The organism is Pseudomonas sp. S3(2024) (genome assembly GCF_036861315.1).
In the GTDB taxonomy this organism is placed as follows: Bacteria; Pseudomonadota; Gammaproteobacteria; order Pseudomonadales; family Pseudomonadaceae; genus Aquipseudomonas; species Aquipseudomonas putida_A.
Genome location: NZ_JAZAQQ010000009.1, coordinates 101,420 through 115,693 on the forward strand (window position 1 = coordinate 101,420; position 14,274 = coordinate 115,693).

Genomic DNA, 14,274 nt, shown 5'->3' on the forward strand with positions numbered 1-14,274 from the left:
GGCAGCGACTCGGTGTAACGTCGGTCAGGATTTGTCGGAAGGATGCACAGCCGGCGGCTGGAGGGGATGCACTTCGCGCCCGCGCAAGGCCGCCAGCGCATAACCGCAGGCGCGTTTGATCACCGCATACATGCTGTGCCAGCCCGGCGGTGCCGGCTCGATGGCGGCATGCAGCGCCCGGGCGTAATCGAGCACCAGACCGGGCGTCCAGGCCATCACTTCGGCGCGTTTACGCACCTGCGCCGCCACCCAGAACTCGGGGCTGAGGATCACTCGGGCGAAATCGAGCATGCTCGAATGCCCGCGATTCATCGCCCCTTCAAGGGCTGCTTCGAGGCTGTGGGCGACGGCACTCGAGCAGTTGCGGCTGGTGAGGTTGTATATGCTGTTCTGTCGATACTCAGCCCAGAACGCCTGCAACCGCCGGGCGTCGTAGTGAGCAAAACTGACCTGAACCGAAGACGGGCACCAGTCGGCCACCTCGCCGGCATAGTCCGGCAGAAACCGCCCGGCGACATCGTTGTTCGGCGTCGCCCGCAGCAAGCGCACGAAATCCCCCGTCGAATGATCGATGTCGTCCAGCGGGTAATGGCTGATGTAAATCTCCGGGCCACATTCCAGCGCCGCGTGGCCGGCCGAGATCACGCCGTTGATGTCGACCGCGGCGATATAGCGATTGAGCAGACGGTTGCGCACCAGAGTGTCATCGACAGTGCCGCTGGGGGTCCAGACATGAATGACCAATGCGGCGCTGCGGGCCGGCGCACTGAGCGCAACAGGGTTTGTCAGCGGCGGCAGGTGCCTGAAGCGCACGGCTTGGCGCAACAACGCGCAGCCCGAGAGAAACAGGCTCATGCCGATGCAGAACGGCACCGTGCCCTTGTACAACGTCGGATACGGTTCAAGGATAAACAGGCCAAAGCCGAGTTCGAACAACCCGGCCAGCAACGACAATTGCCAACCGACAAAGCGCACCACCACCGCAGCCGCCAGCCTGAAGACCCCGTCAACGATGAAAGCCCCGCCAAACAGCACCGCCAGAATCAGCCCGGCAGCATGTTGCCGGTCAACGATCAGCAGCCCCAGCAAGAGAAACGCCAGACCTCGCGCTTTACGCAGGGCCGCAGCGGTCCCGGTTTGCGGGGCCGGCACCAGCAGCAGGATCAGCGCTTCGAGCAACAACAGATAGCCGAAGAGATGCAGCGGAAAATACAAAACGCCATCCAGCGCATCGATGAAGATCGCCACCCCGGCCGCGCCCCAGACAATGCTGGTCAGCGCCAGTGCTGACCAACGCTTGCGGACAAAGTCATTACCGAGCAAGACCATACTCAAACGAACCATAGGCGCAACCGGCAAGGTTTTGAGGGTTCGGTGAGTCTAATACATCCTAGAAAAACCGGATCGCAGCGTCACGACCCGGCTATTGGCCACGTTCTCAGAAATCGCGCTTGTAGAAGATATCCAGCGAACTGGCGACACCGCTGGCGGCTTCGACATATACCTTCTTGCTCAGCTTGTAACGCAGCGCGATGGTGTTGGCTGGCTCGAACACGCCGACGCCATAACGCAGACTGAGTTTCTCGGAGATGTTGCCGCTGGCGACCACGCTGGTGGTGTTGCCGCTGCCCTGGGTGTCGAGCTGGAAGTCCTGAATCCCCAGGTCCTTGGCCAGGCCACTGGTGACCCCGGAACTGCCCATCAAGCCCAGGCCCAATGCTGCTTGCGCGAGCATGTTGTTGTCTTCGCCGTTGGTGCTCAGCGGACGTCCCAGTACCAGGTAGGACAACGCCTGCTCCTGACTCATCGCCGGTTCAGAGAAGATTTGCGTGGTCGGTTGCTCGGCGCTGCCGCTCAGGCGGATACCGGCGATCACGTCGTCGGTCTGGCGGATCGCTTCGATGTCCAGATACGGCTGATCGATCGGGCCGGCAAACAGCAGCCGCGCACGACGCACGTTCAGGCGCTGGCCATAGGCGCGGTAACGGCCGTCGTTGAGCCACAGCTCGCCACGGGTGTCCATGTTGTCGCCGATGTGCACGTGACCTTGCAGGTTGGCGGTCAGGCCGAACCCGGCGAAGCTCAGTTTGTCTTCGCCGACCACCACGTCGATGTCCATTTTCATCGCCAGCGGTGGTTTACCCTCTTCGGTCTGCGCCCCGACGATGATCGTGTCGTCGGACACTTTTACCGTCGACGGCGGCAGTTCACGCACGGTGATTTCGCCTCGCGGCACCTGTACCTTGCCGGCAATCTTCAGCTCATCGCCGGCCATGGAAATCTTCAGGTCCGGCGCCACTTCAAGCTTGGCGTACGGTTCAACGGTGACCGGCAATTGCGTGCCCTTGAGCGCCAGATCGACTATCAGCGCCTGCCCCCACGCGACGTTGCCATTGAGGCTGCCCTGGCCGGTCTTGCCGCTTTTCCAGCCACCGTCGAGGCGCACCGATTCGCCGGCAATCACCGCGGTGAGTTGCAGATTCTGCAACTCCATCGGCAACTCGGCGCCAGACACTTCGCCGTCGCTGAGTTGCACGGTGCCGTTGACCAGCGGCGCCAGCAGCCCGCCGGAAATCGTGCCGCTACCGTTCAGGCGCCCGGTCAGTTTCTCGACCATCGGCACAAACGGCCGCGCCACCGACAGGTCCAGCCCGGAGAGACGGAACGAGCCGCTCAGCGGTTTGTTTTTCGGCAGCGGATTGAGCTGTGCCTGCACCATCAACTCGCCGAGTTTGCCGCCGACGAAGTTGAGTTCGGTATCGACGCGCTTCGGTGTGAGTTTGCTGGTGAGCTTCAGGGTCTGGTACGGGAAGTCCAGCCACTGATCCTTTTCCTTCATGCGCAAGGTGCCGCCGCTGGCGTCGACGCTGACCACGCCGTTGGGGCCGCTGGCCGGCAGATCCAGTTGCAGGTCGGCGTTGAGCTTGCCCTGCCAGGCGAAGTCTTTCGGTAGCCATTGTGCGAGGCTTTCAATCGGGAACTGCTTGAGGTGGTAACGCAGTTTCGGCTCCGGCAACAGCCGCTGATCTTCACCGCACAGGCTGGCATTGCCGGACATCCAGCAATGCGCGCCGAAGTTGATCTTGCCGTCGGCGAGGCGTTCGAGTTTGGCCGGGCTCTGCAGTTTCCAGTCCTGGCCGCCGGCCTGAATATCGCCGCTGGCCAAACGACCGCGCCAGTTACCCTTGTCCAGATTGCCATCAAGGCCGAGGGCCAGTTTCAACTTCGGCCCGAGCAGGTCGAGGTTGAGTTTCTGGCTCTTGATGTCGCCTTGCGCGCTGGCGGTCAACACGCCGAGGTTGGTGTTGCCGGCCTGAATCCCGCTGCCCTTGAGGTCGATCTTCGCCCGTTGCGCACTGTCGAGCGTGGCATCGAGGTTGAGGCTTTGCAGGCGATTGTCCTGGAACGCCAGTTGCGAACCTTGCAGGCCGAGTTTGCCTTGCGGTGCTTTCAGCGTACCGGCAACGTTGACCTGACCCGTGACCTGCCCGCGCAACTGCGGCCAGAGCTGGGCCAGACGCGTCAGTTTGATGTCGATCTGGCCGGTGAGTTTCTGTTGCAGGCTGCCCTTGCCGCTGATGCTGTTATCGCCGAGGCGGATGTGAAGGGCATTCAGGTTCCACTGCTCACCGGCACCGTCAGCCTTGGCCTGGAGGATCGCCGGTTGCCCGCGCATTTTGCCTTTGAGGTCGAGGTCGGCGGTCAGGCTCAAGCGCTCGTTCTTCATTTCGCCTTTGCTTTTCAGTGGCCCGGCCAAGGTGCCCGGCAGCTCCGCAACCCAGTACGCCGGGTTCAGCGCAGAGAGATCCAGCGCGGTGTCCCAGGCGATGCCATCGGCGAACTGCACGTTGACATGACCTTCGGCCTTGCCCTGCCCGGCTTCCATTTTCAATTGCGGCAAGGCGATCTGTTTCAGGCTGCCGCTGAACGGACTGCTCAGGCTGAACGCCCCCGCCGGGCCATCGAGGTCGGCGGCGAAGTTACCGAGGTACTGACCGTCGGTGTAGGAGACTTCGCCAGTGAAGGTCCGCAAGGCGACTTGCGGTTCGTCGATTTCGTTATACAGCCGATGCCACGGAAAATCCTGCCAGTTGATGTTGGCCTGAGCCGTGAGGCCCTTGCTCCAGTCAACGCTGCCGGTGAGCTTCAGGCTTTGCTTGTCATTGGCACTCAGGTCGAGGCCGGCGATCTGCGCACCGCTGGCATCGACCTTGCCTTTGAGCAGCAGCGCCACCGGGCCTTTATCGGCGGGCAGCGTGGCGTTGCCGTTTAACTGGTAACCGTTTTTCAAGTCACCTTCGCCGGTCAAAACCAGTTGATTGAGTTGCAGAGTGTCCGGCAGATCGGCGCTCGGTTTGAATGCCTCGGAGGTGATACGCACCTTGGCCGGCAGGTTTTCCGCCAGCGGTTGCAGTTCGCCGCTCAATTGGCCGTCGAGGTAGCCACGGCTGTCGGCGTGCAGGTTGAGGGTTTTCAGCAGATCGCCGTCGACTTTCAACGCCAGCGTCCATGGGCCAGTGCCTGGGGACGGCAGGCTCAGGTCACCGGCGATGTTCAGCGGCCAGTTGCCGGTCGGTTGCAGCAAGCCGGAGAGGTTCAGGCTCAGGTCGTCGCGCTGCAGTTTCACGCTGTCGATCTGCATGCCCTGGGCGGTCCAGTGCGCCGCCAGCTGCAAGCCCTTGAGCTGCTCGCTGCCGTTGAACAGCAGGCTGCCGACTTGTACGTCGCCGAGTTCGATGGCCACCGGCAGTTGCAGATCCGGCAGTTTGATCGGGCCGCTTTCAGTGGTTTCTTCACTCGGCGGGAATTGCAGAATGACCTGATCGGCCTTGAGCTGTTCGATGCACAAAGTCATGCGGGTCAGGCACAGCGGTGACCAGGCGAAGATTGCCTTGTTCAGCTCGACGCGACTGCTGTCCTGCTGCCACAGCAGATGATCGGCGCTCCATTGGCCACCGAGACGGCCCTGGAAATTCTCCACGCTCAAACCCGGCACCAGGCTCAGCGCCCAACGGCTGCCGGCCTGCGTCCCGAGTACCGCGCTGATGCTCATTACAACCAACAGCACCAGCGCCAACAGAGCCAGTGCCGATATTTTCAAACCACGCTTCACAGCTCAGGCCCCATGGAAAAGTGCAGCCGGATGCCGCCGTCGTCGTCCAGCGCGTGGGCCAGGTCGAGGCGGATCGGCCCCACCGGCGAGACCCAGCGCACACCGATACCGACCCCGGTCTTGAGGTTCGGCAGTTCGAGTTTGTTGAAGGAGTTGCCCTGGTCGACGAAGGTCGCGACCCGCCACTTCTCGGCAATCGAGTACTGATACTCGACGCTGCCGGCCACCATGTAGCGGCCGCCAATCCGGTCGCCCTTGGAGTTTTCCGGGGACAGGCTCTGGTAGTCGTAACCGCGCACGCTTTGATCGCCACCGGCGAAGAAACGCAGCGACGGCGGCACCGAGTTGTAACCGTTGGTGGCGCTGCCGCCGACCTGCACCCGACCGAGGAAGCGGTGGTTGTCGAACACCGTGGTCAGGCCTTTGATCAACGCCGTGCCATATAAAAGGTTGTTGTCCGAGCCAAGGCCTTCCTTCGCCACTTTGCTTTCGAAGGTCAGGCGATAGCCGTTGTGCGGGTCGATGCGGTTGTCGCTTTTCAGGTACGAGTAACTGATGCCGGGCATCAGCAAGGTGCTGAGGCCGGAGTCGTCGCCAAGTTCATATTCTTCACGCTGCCATTTCAGCGAGATCACTCGCTGCCAGCCGCTGGGTAACTTGCTGTGCCATTCCGGGCCGAAGGTCAGCAGCTTGCTCAGGGTGTCCGAGCCGTCGATGTCTTCGTATTGATAACCGCCGGCCCAGCGCAGTTTGTCGGTCAGCGGCGGATCGAGCGGAATGTCGTAGAACAGCCCGACGTTCTGCCGTGGCGCCGACAACTCGGCTTCCCAGCCGTAACTGTCGCCCTGCGGGTTGACCCAGTGGCGGGTCCAGTTGGCCTTGATCCGTGGGCCGACGTCGGTCGAATAACCGAGGCCCAGGCCCATGGTCCTTGGCTTGCGGGTGTCGAGTTTGACGTCTACCGGGATCACATCGTTTTTCGCCGCCGTCGGCGCCGCATCGACGCGCACGCCTTCGAAGTAGCCGCTCGATTGCAGGTCGCGATTGAGCTCGGCGATCAGCTCGGAGTCATACGGGTCGCCGGCCTTGAACGGCACCATGCGTTGCAGCAGGTCTTCGTCGAACGGCGTATCGCCCTCGAAACTGACTTTGCCCAGCGCATAACGCGGGCCGCTTTCGTAGATCAATTCAACGTCGGCCACCCCGGCACGCGGGTCGACCAAAAGTTTCTGGCTGGTGAAATGGCCACTGAAAAAGCCGAAGCGCGAGGCCTGGTTCTGGATCAGGCGTTTGGCGTCTTCATAACGCCCATGGTTGAGCACGGCGCCGGACTTGAGCGTGTCACTGCTCGGCACACGAAAGGATTTGAGCGAGGCGGCAGGCCCGTCGACGCGGATGGTGACGTTGCGCAGACGAATCGGCTCGCCAGGATCGATGTTCAGCACCAGGCGCGGTTTTTCGCCGCCCTTCACGTCACTGTCGATCTGCGGCTGGTAATAACCCAAGGCCTGCGCCGCTTTGCGCGCCTGCTCCTCGGCCCCGCGACTGAAGCGCAGCAAGGCTTGTTCGTCACGGTCGCCGAGGCTGCCGATATAGCCTTCTATATTGGCTTTAAGTTCATCGTTGGACGGTTTGATCCGCACGTCCAATTCACTTTGCGCCAGCGCCGCGCAGCTGGTTAACAGCATGAGCACGCCACTGGTAAATCTTCCTGGAAACTTCATAGGCGCGGATGCTATCACGGGCTTGGGAGCGTGATAGAACAGGAAATTTCCTGAAAAGTTCTATGGCTAAGCCGTTGCAGTTTGTAACACCTGCGGATTGGCGTGGAAAAACACGTGCTCGCGCACCGGGCCGACGGCCACTTCGCCGATCTCTTCGTAGCCCTGGCGTTTATAGAATTCCAGGTAACGCGGGTTGCCGGTGTCGAGCACCACGCCTTGCGAGGTTTCGTCCACTGCGCACCAGTTGTGCACGGCGGTCAGCAACTGCTCGCCGAAGTGTTTGCCCTGAAACTGCGGATGAATCCCCAGCAGCGGCAGCATGTGCACCGAGTCGCTGGGCACGCAGGCGGCCACCGCATCGTGGTATTCCAGATAACGCCGGGTGCAGCGGAATCCGGTGCTGAGCACCATGCGCAGGCGCCACGCCCAACTCTCGGTGATGCCCAGGCGACGCTGCGGCGGCGCGATCAGGGCGATGCCGATCAGACGGTCATTGACCAACAGGCCGATGGCCGGCTGATCCTGCAGAAAGTGCTGTTTGACCAGTTCCCGCACCGTGGCCCGCACGCGCTGCTCGTAACCCGGCCGCTCGGCCTCGAACAGGTAACCGAAGGTCGGCTCGTGGCGATAGGCCTGATACAGCAGCGATCGGGCTTCGCGCGAGTAACCGCGGTCGAGCATGTGGATGTCGGCGATGGCGGTCTGGGTTTCAGGCATAACGGTGATTCTCCCCCGGGGCGCGGCTCAAATGACTGCGCTCTTGATGGTACGAACCTTTTGCGGGTGGCGCAGTTCCCCACAGGTATAGACCAACTCGGGATCTTCATCGACTGGGCGGCCGCCATCGCGAGCAGGCTCACTCCTACAGGGGGTACGCATTCCAATTGTAGGAGCGAGCCTGCTCGCGATGGCGTCAGCTCGGGCAACCCACATCCCACAGATGAAAATGATTTCTCCCACCCCACACTGGCCCCCATCCCACATGTCAGCTAGCATCGCCCTTTTGCCAGGACTGCCGACCATGAAGATTGTTTCCTTCAACATCAACGGACTGCGCGCCCGTCCGCATCAGCTGGCAGCGCTGATCGAAAAGCATCAGCCGGACGTGATCGGCCTGCAGGAAACCAAGGTTCACGACGACCAGTTCCCGCTGGAAGAAGTGCGTGCGCTGGGCTACCACGTTTATTTCCACGGCCAGAAAGGCCATTACGGCGTCGCCCTGCTTTCGCGCAAAGAACCGATTGCGATCCACAAAGGCTTCGCCAGCGATGAAGAAGACGCCCAGCGCCGCTTTATCTGGGGCACCTTCGCCGACGCCAATGGCGTGCCGGTGACCATCATGAACGGCTACTTCCCGCAGGGCGAAAGCCGCGATCACCCGACCAAATTCCCGGCCAAGCAACGCTTCTACAGCGACCTGCAAACCCTGCTGGAAAGCCAGTTCCACAACGAGCAGCCGCTGGTGGTGATGGGCGATGTGAACATTTCCCCGGAAGACTGCGACATCGGCATCGGCCCGGACAACATGAAGCGCTGGTTGAAAACCGGCAAATGCAGCTTCCTGCCGGAAGAGCGCGAGTGGATGGCCCGCCTGAAAAACTGGGGCCTGACCGACAGCTATCGCCACCTGAACCCGGACGTGACCGACATGTTCAGCTGGTTCGACTATCGCAGCCGCGGTTTTGAAGACGAACCGAAGCGCGGGCTGCGGATCGATGTGATCCTGGCGTCCCATGGTTTGCTGCCAAGGGTCAAGGATGCGGGCGTGGACTATGAACTGCGCGGCATGGAAAAACCGTCGGATCATGCGCCGATCTGGCTTGAACTGGCCTGATCTCAAGCTTTAAGAGAACCTTGTAGGAGTGAGCCTGCTCGCGATGACGGTGGATCAGTCGATGTGTTTATTGGCTGATACTCCGCCATCGCGAGCAGGCTCACTCCTACATTGGATCACTGTCATGTTTTGGTCATGCGCCTGACTTAATCTCCCCGGCAATCCCCTTGGCTTGATTCGGTGCCGGCATGACCCTGCGTGTTCTGTTCGTTTTTCTGTCGAGTGCATGGCTGACGGTCAGTGCCGCCACCCTGCCCATCCCTGAAAACGGCCCGGCATTGCGCATTCAGGGTTCCAACACCATTGGCGCCGACCTCGGCCCGGCATTGGTTGAAGGCTTTCTGCAGGACCAGGGCCTGCTGAAAATTCACCGCGAGAACCCCGACGCCGCCAACGAACAACACATCGTCGGCCAGACTGCCCAAGGCAAACGGGTGGTGATTGAAGTCGCCGCCCACGGTTCCAGCACCGGTTTCACTGCGCTGAAAAGCGCCAGTGCCGACCTCGCCGCCTCTTCCCGCCCGATCAAGGACAGCGAACTGCTCAGCCTGCAAGCGCTCGGCGATCTGAAAAGCGCCGCCGCCGAGCAGGTGATTGCCATCGACGGCCTGGCGATCATCCTTCACCCCGGCAACCCACTGCAGCAACTGGACACCGAGCAACTGGCGCGGATCTTCAGCGGTGAGGTGAAAACCTGGGAAGACCTCGGCGGTCGCGGCGGCGCAATTCATTTATATGCGCGGGATGATCAGTCCGGCACTTACGACACGTTCAAGGAACTGGTGCTGGGTCGGCGTGGGAAAAGTCTGAGTTCCAGTGCGAAACGCTTCGAATCCAGCGAGCAATTGTCCGACGCGGTGAGCAGTGATCCGCAGGGTATCGGTTTCATCGGTCTGCCTTATGTGCGCCAGGCCAAAGCCGTGGCGATTGCCGACGGCGCATCGCAATCGATGTTGCCGCTTAACAGCCTGATTGCCACTGAGGACTATCCGCTGTCCCGGCGCCTGTTCTTTTATCTGCCGCCCGGCAACCAGAATCCGTGGGCATCGGCACTGGTGGCGTTTGCGCAAAGCCCACAGGGCCAGAAGATTGTCGCGGCCAACGGCTTCATCAGCCAGACCGTGCACGCGATGACCGTGACACCGAATGCGCTGATGCCCGAGGGGTATCAATCTCTCAGCCGCCATGCCCAGCGTCTGACGGTGAATTTCCGTTTCGAGGAAGGCAGCGCCAGCCTCGACAACAAGGCGCGGCAGGATCTGGCGCGGGTGCTCGACTATATACAGCGCCACGACAAGACCGAGCGCGCGGTGACGCTGGTGGGTTTTGGCGACGAGAAAGACGATCCGGCCCGCGCCGACCTGCTGTCGAAGCTGCGGGCGATGGCGGTGCGTCGCGAACTGGTGAAGAACGGCGTGGTGATGCGCGAAGTGCGCGGGTTTGGCGCGTTGATGCCGGTGGCGGCGAACAGTGCGGATGAAGGCAGGATCAAGAATCGGCGGGTTGAGGTTTGGGTGTATTGAATCTGATGCAGGTGTGCTGGATGCATGGGCCCCTTCGCGAGCAAGCCCGCTCCCACTTTTGATCGCATGCTTCCAGTCGGAATGCGGTCGAATGTGGGAGCGAGCCTGCTCGCGAAGCCGGCGACGCGGTCTTAATGACTGCTGCGCAGCATTTCCTTCGGCACGTACTTGCCAATCTCGAACTTGCCGATCGCCGCGCGGTGCACTTCGTCCGGGCCGTCGGCCAGGCGCAGGGTGCGCTGCATGGCGTACATATAGGCCAGCGGGAAATCGTTGGAAACCCCGGCCCCGCCGTGGATCTGGATCGCCCGGTCGATCACCCGCAGGGCCACGTTCGGTGCGACGACCTTGATCTGCGCGATTTCGCTCTTGGCCACTTTGTTGCCGACGGTGTCCATCATGTACGCCGCTTTCAGGGTCAGCAGGCGCGCCATGTCGATTTCCATCCGCGAGTCGGCGATCTTGTCGACATTACCGCCCAGACGCGCCAACGGCTTGCCAAACGCGGTGCGACTCACCGAGCGCTTGCACATCAATTCCAACGCACGTTCAGCCATGCCGATCGAGCGCATGCAGTGGTGAATCCGCCCTGGACCCAGGCGACCCTGAGCTATTTCGAAGCCGCGACCTTCGCCGAGCAGGACGTTTTCGTAAGGCACGCGCACGTTGTCGAACAGCACTTCGGCGTGGCCGTGCGGTGCATCGTCGTAGCCGAATACCGGTAGCGGGCGGACGATTTTCACCCCGGGGGTGTCGACCGGCACGAGGATCATCGAGTGCTGCGCATGGCGCGGTGCGTCAGGGTTGCTCAGGCCCATGAAGATCAGAATCTTGCAGCGCGGATCGCAGGCACCGGAAGTCCACCATTTCTTGCCGTTGATCACCCATTCATCGCCATCACGCACGGCGCGGGCGGCCATGTTGGTGGCGTCGGACGAGGCCACATCCGGTTCGGTCATGGCGAACGCCGAGCGGATCTCGCCGCGCAGCAGCGGTTCGAGCCAGCGCTGTTTCTGCTCTTCGTTGGCGTAGCGCACCAGCACTTCCATGTTGCCGGTGTCCGGCGCCGAGCAGTTGAACGGTTCCGGCCCCAGCAGCGAGCGGCCCATGATTTCCGCCAGCGGTGCGTATTCAAGGTTGGTCAGGCCGGCGCCGAGTTCCGATTCCGGCAGGAACAGATTCCACAGCCCTTCAGCCTTGGCCTTGGCTTTGAGCTCTTCCATGATCGCGGTCGGCTGCCAGCGATCGCCCTCGGCAACCTGGCGTTCGAACACGGCTTCGGCCGGGTAAACGTAAGCGTCCATGAACGCGGTCACGCGCTCACGCAGTTCTTGCACCTTGGGCGAATAAGCGAAATCCATGAGCAATTACCTTCTTTAGGCAGAGGTTGTTCAGATCATGCAATCGATGCTAGAACAGCGCGGATAATTTACCTAGCCTATTCTCGGCGTGTATAAACATTCATCACCGATATATGATCCGCTGATCGTCAGCCCACAGAACAAGAGAAGCCGCGTTATGAATCTGAGTAAGGTCGACCTCAACCTTTTCATCGTCTTCGACGCGATTTACACCGAAGCCAACCTGACTCGCGCCGGGCAGATTGTCGGGATTACCCAGCCGGCGGTGTCCAACGCGCTGGCGCGGTTGCGCGAAACCTTCAACGATCCGCTGTTCGTGCGCACCGCGCAGGGCATGGTGCCGACGCCGATGGCGCAGAACATCATCGGCCCGGTGCGCAACGCGCTATCGCTGCTGCGGGTGTCGGTGCAGGAAAGCCGGATTTTCAACCCGGCGCAGGCGGTGAAGACTTACCGCATCAGCATGACCGACCTCACTGAGGCGGTGATTCTGCCGCCGCTGTTCCAGCGTTTGCGGCGTCTGGCGCCGACGGTGATCATCGAAAGCTTTCTGTCCAAACGCCGCGAGACCACCAAGGAACTGGCCGCCGGGCGTCTGGATTTCGCCGTCGATGCACCGCTCAACACTGACCCGCAGGTGCGCCACGTCAAGCTGATGGAAGACCGTTACGTCTGTGCGATGCGCAAGGGGCATCCGCTGGCGGGCAAGGAAAAACTGTCGCTGGATGACTATCTGTCGCTGACCCACATCCATATCTCCAGTCGCCGCAGCGGGCTGGGCTATGTGGATCTGGCGCTGGGCAAAATGGGCATTCAGCGCAAGATCGCCCTGCGCTCGCAGCATTATCTGATGGCGTCGCAGGTCATGCAGCAGACCGACATGGTGATGACGGTACCCGAGCGCTTTGCCCGGCGTAACGACTTACATGCGTTCAACCTGCCGGTCAACGACGTGCCGCCGCTGGAGACTCACCTGTACTGGCATGAAAGCACCGACCAGGACCCGGCCAATCGCTGGATGCGCGAGCAGATCATCGAGTTGTGCCAGCAGGTGGCGGCGCAGGAGAAGAAGCTCGATAAGGTGTAAGTCTTTGCACCGAGTCGCTGGCATCGCGAGCAGGCTCACTCCTACATACGACCGCGTTTCAATTGTAGGAGTGAGCCTGCTCGCGATGAGGCCCACAAGAACACCGCAGATCATCCTGCTTGACGTAAACGTCAACTCGCCATTAGCTTAGCGCCAAGACCTTTTCCCGAGCGCGTTCATGAGCAGCCAGACCTACAGCATTTCCGACCTCGCCCGCGAGCTGGACATCACCACCCGGGCGATCCGCTTTTATGAAGAACAAGGCCTGCTCAGCCCCGAGCGCCGTGGCCAGGAACGCATCTACTCGCCGCGCGACAAGGTCAGCCTGAAGCTGATCCTGCGTGGCAAGCGCATCGGTTTCTCCCTGGCCGAATGCCGTGAGCTGATCGAGCTCTATGACCCGTCCAGCGGTAACACCAAACAGCTCAACAGCATGCTGGCAAAAATCGGCGAGCGCCGCGAACAGCTCGAGCAGCAGTTGCTCGACATCGAACAGATGAAGCTGGAACTCGATACCGCTGAAGAACGTTGCGTGCAGGCGTTGGAACAGACGCTGAAGAGCCAGCAGATAGCGCAGTAATCAGCCACAACTCATTCCCTGTGGGAGCGGGCTTGCTCGCGAAGGCGGAGTGTCAGGCGACAAATTTTGTATCTGATACACCGCCTTCGCGAGCAAGCCCGCTCCCACAGGGACCTCATGTAATTCCGAAAATGAGCAGGTCAACCCATGTCCCTCCCCTCCCAAGTACGCCTGATCGAAGTCGGCCCGCGCGATGGCCTGCAGAACGAAGCCCAACCGATCAGCGTGGCTGACAAGGTGCAACTGGTCGACGCCCTGAGCGCCGCCGGCCTTGGTTATATCGAAGTCGGCAGTTTTGTCTCGCCGAAATGGGTGCCGCAGATGGCCGGATCCGCCGAAGTGTTTGCGCAGATCCAGCGCAAACCCGGCGTGACCTACGGCGCACTGGCGCCGAACCTGCGCGGTTTTGAAGATGCACTGGCGGCCGGTGTGAAAGAAGTCGCGGTGTTCGCTGCGGCGTCCGAGGCGTTCTCGCAGCGCAACATCAATTGCTCGATCAGCGAAAGTCTGGCGCGCTTCGCCCCGATCATGGAGGCCGCGAAACAGCACGGCGTTACCGTGCGCGGTTACGTGTCCTGCGTGCTCGGTTGCCCTTATGAAGGCGAGGTCGCACCGGAACAAGTGGCGATGGTCGCCCGCGAGTTGTATGCGATGGGCTGCTACGAAGTGTCTCTCGGCGACACCATCGGCACCGGCACCGCCGGCGCGACCCGGCGGTTGTTCGAAGTGGTGTCGGCGCAAGTGCCACGGGAAAAACTCGCCGGGCACTTCCATGACACCTACGGCCAGGCGATGGCCAACATCTATGCCAGCCTGCTGGAAGGCATCGCGGTGTTCGACAGCTCTATTGCCGGCCTCGGCGGCTGCCCGTATGCCAAAGGCGCGAGCGGTAACGTCGCCACCGAAGACGTGGTGTATCTGCTCAACGGCCTGGGCATCGAGACCGGTATCGACCTGGACGCCTTGATTGCGGCGGGTCAGCAGATCAGCGCGGTGCTCGGTCGCCCGAGCGGTTCGCGTGTGGCCAAGGCCCGTAACGCCCAGTGAGGGCG

At 61.5% G+C, this 14,274-nt stretch carries 10 protein-coding genes; 5 read left to right on the forward strand and 5 right to left on the reverse strand.

Annotated elements, in window-relative coordinates:
* Window positions 1–24 precede the first annotated feature (24 nt).
* From VLA07_RS21755 to VLA07_RS21770, 4 genes are all read right to left on the reverse strand, one after another.
* The gene (locus VLA07_RS21755) at window positions 25–1,344 is read right to left on the reverse strand and encodes an HdeD family acid-resistance protein (RefSeq protein ID WP_333991272.1); all 1,320 of its coding nucleotides are present in this window, start codon (window positions 1,342–1,344) and stop codon (window positions 25–27) included.
* A 94-nt stretch (window positions 1,345–1,438) separates the two neighbouring features.
* Complete coding sequence (locus tag VLA07_RS21760) at window positions 1,439–5,113, reverse strand: translocation/assembly module TamB domain-containing protein (RefSeq protein ID WP_333991273.1); 3,675 nt, start codon at window positions 5,111–5,113, stop codon at window positions 1,439–1,441.
* Complete coding sequence (locus tag VLA07_RS21765) at window positions 5,110–6,837, reverse strand: autotransporter assembly complex protein TamA (RefSeq protein ID WP_333991274.1); 1,728 nt, start codon at window positions 6,835–6,837, stop codon at window positions 5,110–5,112. Before VLA07_RS21765 ends, VLA07_RS21760 begins: the two co-directional genes overlap by 4 nt.
* 66 nt (window positions 6,838–6,903) lie before the next feature.
* Window positions 6,904–7,554, reverse strand: coding sequence for a GNAT family N-acetyltransferase (locus VLA07_RS21770; RefSeq protein WP_007961094.1), 651 nt, complete (start codon window positions 7,552–7,554; stop codon window positions 6,904–6,906).
* A 304-nt stretch (window positions 7,555–7,858) separates the two neighbouring features.
* Between VLA07_RS21770 and xthA the strand changes: the two genes are divergently transcribed.
* Together xthA and VLA07_RS21780 are read left to right on the forward strand one after the other, a co-directional pair.
* A complete protein-coding gene (gene xthA / locus VLA07_RS21775) occupies window positions 7,859–8,671 on the forward strand; it encodes an exodeoxyribonuclease III (protein ID WP_095138861.1) in 813 nt (270 codons plus the stop codon).
* A gap of 188 nt (window positions 8,672–8,859) precedes the next feature.
* The gene (locus tag VLA07_RS21780; RefSeq protein WP_333991276.1) at window positions 8,860–10,194 is read left to right on the forward strand and encodes a phosphate ABC transporter substrate-binding/OmpA family protein; all 1,335 of its coding nucleotides are present in this window, start codon (window positions 8,860–8,862) and stop codon (window positions 10,192–10,194) included.
* A 131-nt stretch (window positions 10,195–10,325) separates the two neighbouring features.
* Here the strand turns inward: VLA07_RS21780 and VLA07_RS21785 are convergent, their stop codons facing one another.
* Window positions 10,326–11,555 carry an acyl-CoA dehydrogenase gene (locus tag VLA07_RS21785; protein WP_103369464.1) on the reverse strand — a complete coding sequence of 410 codons (1,230 nt, stop codon included), beginning with the start codon at window positions 11,553–11,555 and terminating at the stop codon, window positions 10,326–10,328.
* A 157-nt stretch (window positions 11,556–11,712) separates the two neighbouring features.
* Here VLA07_RS21785 and VLA07_RS21790 point away from each other — a divergent pair, with 157 nt between their 5' ends.
* From VLA07_RS21790 to VLA07_RS21800, 3 genes are all read left to right on the forward strand, one after another.
* Window positions 11,713–12,642, forward strand: coding sequence for a LysR family transcriptional regulator (locus tag VLA07_RS21790; protein ID WP_027614626.1), 930 nt, complete (start codon window positions 11,713–11,715; stop codon window positions 12,640–12,642).
* Window positions 12,643–12,820: 178 nt separating this feature from the next.
* Complete coding sequence (locus tag VLA07_RS21795) at window positions 12,821–13,222, forward strand: MerR family transcriptional regulator (RefSeq protein WP_027614625.1); 402 nt, start codon at window positions 12,821–12,823, stop codon at window positions 13,220–13,222.
* A 147-nt stretch (window positions 13,223–13,369) separates the two neighbouring features.
* A complete protein-coding gene (locus VLA07_RS21800) occupies window positions 13,370–14,269 on the forward strand; it encodes a hydroxymethylglutaryl-CoA lyase (protein WP_027614624.1) in 900 nt (299 codons plus the stop codon).
* Window positions 14,270–14,274 lie beyond the last annotated feature (5 nt).

What these genes read in the sequence shown, in the direction of transcription:
- VLA07_RS21790 (WP_027614626.1), top strand. Translation starts at nt 11,713, where the DNA reads ATGAATCTGAGTAAGGTCGACCTCAACCTTTTCATCGTCTTCGACGCG.
- VLA07_RS21785 (WP_103369464.1), bottom strand. Translation starts at nt 11,555, where the DNA reads ATGGATTTCGCTTATTCGCCCAAGGTGCAAGAACTGCGTGAGCGCGTG.
- VLA07_RS21755 (WP_333991272.1), bottom strand. Translation starts at nt 1,344, where the DNA reads ATGGTTCGTTTGAGTATGGTCTTGCTCGGTAATGACTTTGTCCGCAAG.
- VLA07_RS21765 (WP_333991274.1), bottom strand. Translation starts at nt 6,837, where the DNA reads ATGAAGTTTCCAGGAAGATTTACCAGTGGCGTGCTCATGCTGTTAACC.
- VLA07_RS21770 (WP_007961094.1), bottom strand. Translation starts at nt 7,554, where the DNA reads ATGCCTGAAACCCAGACCGCCATCGCCGACATCCACATGCTCGACCGC.
- VLA07_RS21800 (WP_027614624.1), top strand. Translation starts at nt 13,370, where the DNA reads ATGTCCCTCCCCTCCCAAGTACGCCTGATCGAAGTCGGCCCGCGCGAT.
- xthA (WP_095138861.1), top strand. Translation starts at nt 7,859, where the DNA reads ATGAAGATTGTTTCCTTCAACATCAACGGACTGCGCGCCCGTCCGCAT.
- VLA07_RS21795 (WP_027614625.1), top strand. Translation starts at nt 12,821, where the DNA reads ATGAGCAGCCAGACCTACAGCATTTCCGACCTCGCCCGCGAGCTGGAC.
- VLA07_RS21780 (WP_333991276.1), top strand. Translation starts at nt 8,860, where the DNA reads ATGACCCTGCGTGTTCTGTTCGTTTTTCTGTCGAGTGCATGGCTGACG.